Annotated in this window: 3 protein-coding genes; 2 read left to right on the forward strand and 1 reads right to left on the reverse strand. The window is 76.7% G+C overall.

From position 1 onward, the window contains the following. Positions 1–180: 180 nt before the first annotated feature. Complete coding sequence (locus tag IDM29_RS15445; protein WP_255491820.1) at positions 181–843, reverse strand: class I SAM-dependent methyltransferase; 663 nt, start codon at positions 841–843, stop codon at positions 181–183. 109 nt (positions 844–952) lie between these two features. Here IDM29_RS15445 and hflX point away from each other — a divergent pair, with 109 nt between their 5' ends. Together hflX and IDM29_RS15455 are read left to right on the forward strand one after the other, a co-directional pair. Continuing rightward, positions 953–2,440, forward strand: a complete 1,488-nt coding sequence (gene hflX / locus IDM29_RS15450) for a GTPase HflX (protein WP_182113622.1) — start codon at positions 953–955, stop codon at positions 2,438–2,440. A gap of 52 nt (positions 2,441–2,492) precedes the next feature. Beyond that, the coding region (locus tag IDM29_RS15455; protein WP_188037744.1) for an ATP-dependent DNA helicase at positions 2,493–3,932 on the forward strand (1,440 nt) is incomplete at its 3' end.

Genomic DNA, 3,932 nt, shown 5'->3' on the forward strand with positions numbered 1-3,932 from the left:
CGACCTGGTCGGTGCACGTGCCCGGCGGCACCGTGCGCGTGCGCGTGCTGGGTGACCGGGTGGAGCTCGCGGGGCCGGCGGTCCTGGTCGCCGAGGCCGACGTGGACCTGCCCGCGCTGCTCGGTTCGGCCGCCGTGCCCGCCTGACGCGGTCGGCTCGGCGCGCCGCCGGGCGGTGTCCTCAGCCGCCCAGGGTGCCCGGGCCGTCCACGCGCAGCACGCGGAACCCCTTCGCGCTCGCGGCCCGCGTGACGGGGGCGCCGGCCTCGGCCAGCCAGCGCTGGAGCGAGTCGGCGCCGAGGTTCTTCTGGACGACGAGGTGCGCCTCGCCGTCGGCCTCCAGGCGACCGAGCCAGCGGCGCAGCATGGCGTGCAGGGCGTCCTTGCCGACCCGGATCGGCGGGTTGGACCACACGGCGGCGAACCGGACGTCGTCCGGCACGTCGTCCGGCCGTGCCGCCACCACGTTCGCCAGGCCGAGGTCGGCCGCCGTGCGGCGGACGAGGTCGAGGGCGCGCTCGTTCACGTCGACGGCCCAGACCGTCGCCCCGGGGGAGGAGAGCGCCATGGTCAGCGCGACGGGCCCCCACCCGCACCCCAGGTCGAGGAGGTTCCCGGCCGACGGCGGCGCCGGGACGGACCGCAGGAGGACCTGGGTGCCGAGGTCGAGGCGCCCGGGGGAGAAGATGCCCGCCGCCGTCCACACGCTCAGGTCGCGTCCGGCCAGCCGGACCTCGAGGCGGTGCAGCTCGCCGGACGAGGCGGGCGAGGCGCTGAAGTAGTGGTCCCCCGTGGGACCGGGCGCGGCACCCTGCGCGGGGTCGGGCGACGTCGGCTGCGGCACGCCCGGAACTCTACCGAGCCCCGTGCTGCGCCCTCGGCGTATTCGTTCGCGACCGCCGCCCCCGCGTGACACGCTGGAACGTCCCAGTCGCCGGCACGAGAGGCCCCGCATGACCCAGCAGGAACCCACCGCACGGGACGAGCGGGAGCTCGCCGAGGCCGTCGTGGCCCGCGTCCTGGCCCGTGCCGGTACCGCCCTCGACGAGGGCGGCACCCGGACGAGCGACGCCGACGGTGACCAGCTGGACCGTGCGGAGCGCGCGGCGCTGCGCCGCGTCTCCGGCCTGTCGACCGAGCTCAGCGACGTCACCGAGGTCGAGTACCGGCAGCTGCGCCTGGAGCGGGTCGTCCTCGCGGGCATCTGGACCTCGGGCACCGGCACCGACGCCGAGATCTCGCTGCGCGAGCTCGCGGCGCTCGCCGAGACGGCGGGCTCGCAGGTGCTCGACGGCGTGCTGCAGCGCCGCTCGCACCCGGACCCCTCGACCTACCTCGGCTCCGGCAAGGCGGCCGAGCTCGCGGAGCTCGTGCAGGCGGTCGAGGCGGACACCGTGATCGTCGACGCGGACCTGGCGCCGTCGCAGCGCCGCGCGCTCGAGGACATCGTGCGCGTCAAGGTCATCGACCGGACCGCGCTCATCCTCGACATCTTCGCGCAGCACGCCAAGTCCCGGGAGGGCAAGGCGCAGGTCGAGCTGGCACAGCTGGAGTACCTGCTGCCGCGCCTGCGCGGCTGGGGCGAGTCGATGTCCCGCCAGGCCGGTGGTCGGGTCGCCGGGGGTGCGGGGATCGGCTCGCGCGGCCCCGGCGAGACCAAGATCGAGCTGGACCGGCGCCGCATCCGGACGCGGATGGCGAAGCTGCGCCGCGAGATCGCGGCCATGGCGCCCTCGCGCCAGACCCAGCGCTCGGCCCGCCGCCGGCACCACACGCCGTCGGTCGCGATCGCGGGGTACACCAACGCCGGCAAGTCGAGCCTGCTCAACCGCCTCACCGACGCCGGGGTCCTCGTGGAGAACGCGCTGTTCGCCACGCTCGACCCGACGGTGCGGCGGGCGCAGACCCCGGACGGCCGCGCCTACACGCTGACGGACACGGTGGGCTTCGTGCGCTCGCTGCCCACCCAGCTGGTCGAGGCCTTCCGCTCGACCCTCGAGGAGGTCGGCGAGAGCGACGTCCTGCTGCACGTCGTGGACGTCTCCCACCCGGACCCGGAGGGGCAGGTCGCCGCCGTGCGGGCCGTGCTGGCGGAGATCGAGGGCGCGGAGTCGATCCCCGAGATCGTCGTGCTCAACAAGGCCGACGTGGCGGACCCGGACGTCGTCGTGCGCATGCGCCGTCGCGAGCCCCGCTCCGTGGTCGTCTCGGCGCACACGGGGGCCGGCATCGACCAGCTCCGCGAGATCATCGCGGCGGCGCTGCCCCAGCCCCGCGAGGCGGTCGAGCTCGTGGTGCCCTACCAGCGGGGCGACCTCGTGAGCCGGGCGCACTCCGAGGGGGAGGTCGAGTCGACCGAGCACACCGAGGTCGGCACGCTCCTGCGGGGGCGCGTGGACGCCGAGCTCGCCGCCGAGCTGCGCGCGGCGGCGGCGGGCTGAGCCGCCTGTGGTCGGTGCCGGCGAGGGCCCGCCCGCGCCGTAGGCTGCGTCGGTGAGTGCAGCACCACGGCCGGCGGCCGAGCCCTCGTCGGCTGCCGCGCAGGAGGACACCTCCCTGCTGCTCGACCGCGCGGTCGCGGCACTCGGCGGCCGGCGCCGCGACGGCCAGCACGACATGGCCCGGGCGGTCGCCCGCTCGCTCGACAGCGGCGAGCACCTGCTGGTGCAGGCGGGGACCGGGACCGGCAAGTCGCTCGGCTACCTCGTGCCGGCGGTGCGGCACGCCGTCCTCGCGGACGAGCGGGTGATCGTCTCGACGGCGACGCTCGCCCTCCAGCGCCAGGTGATGACGCGCGACCTGCCGCTGGTCGCGGACGCGGTGGCCCCGCACCTGCCCCGCGCGCCCCGCATCGCGCTGCTCAAGGGGTGGCACAACTACCTCTGCCTGCAGAAGGTCGCCGGCGGCTACCCGCAGGACGAGCCGGGCACGCTCTTCGACGCGCTGGGGGAGGCGCCCGGCGCGGCGGACCACCCGGCGGCGGGCACCGACGGCGCCGCTCGGCCCGGACCCGGTGACCTCGGGCGGCAGGTGCTCCGGCTGCGCGAGTGGGCCGAGGAGACCGCGACCGGCGACCGGGACGACCTCGTGCCCGGTGTGCCGGACCGCGCGTGGCGCCAGGTCTCGGTGACCGCGATGGAGTGCCTGGGCAGCTCGTGCGCGATGCTCGAGCAGTGCTTCCCGGAGCGGGCGCGCCGGGCATCGCGCGAGGCCGACGTCGTGGTGACGAACCACGCGATGCTCGGGATCGCGGCGGGCGGGTCGCCGAACGTCCTGCCCGAGCACGACGTCCTGGTGGTCGACGAGGCGCACGAGCTCATCGACCGGGTCACGGCGCAGGCCACGGCCGAGCTGTCCGCCGCCACGGTCGAGCACGCCGCGCGGCTGGCACGGCGCCACGGCGGCGTGCCCACGACGGATCTCGACGTCGCGGGCCAGGACCTCGGTGCCGCGCTCGCGGAGGCACCCGAGGGTCGCTTCCGGGGTGGGCTCCCGCCGGACCTCGCCGCGTCCGTCGCCGCGGTCCGCGATGCCGCCCGCGCCCTGCTCACGCTGCTCAAGCCCGAGCCGGGCACGACGGCGCCGTCGGCCGAGGGCGGACGCAAGATGGCCGCGTCCGCGGTGCTCACCGTCTTCGAGATCGCTGAGCGGATGACGGGCGACCCGGTACGCGACGGTCGGGACGTGGTGTGGTGCGCGCGCGGCGGGGAGGGCTGGGGCCGCTCCGCCGGGGTCTCCCGGCTGCACGCAGCGCCCCTGGCCGTGGCGGGTCTCGTGCGCTCCAACCTCCTCGCCGGCCGGACCGCCGTGCTCACCTCCGCCACGCTCACGCTCGGCGGCAGCTTCGTGCCGCTCGCGCGCTCCGTGGGGCTCGACGCCGCCCCGGGCGACGCCGCGTCCGACGCCGCACCCGCCGCGCCCGTCGCCGGCACC

It is taken from the genome of Actinotalea sp. JY-7885, from assembly GCF_014525465.1.
Classification (GTDB): Bacteria; Actinomycetota; Actinomycetes; order Actinomycetales; family Cellulomonadaceae; genus Actinotalea.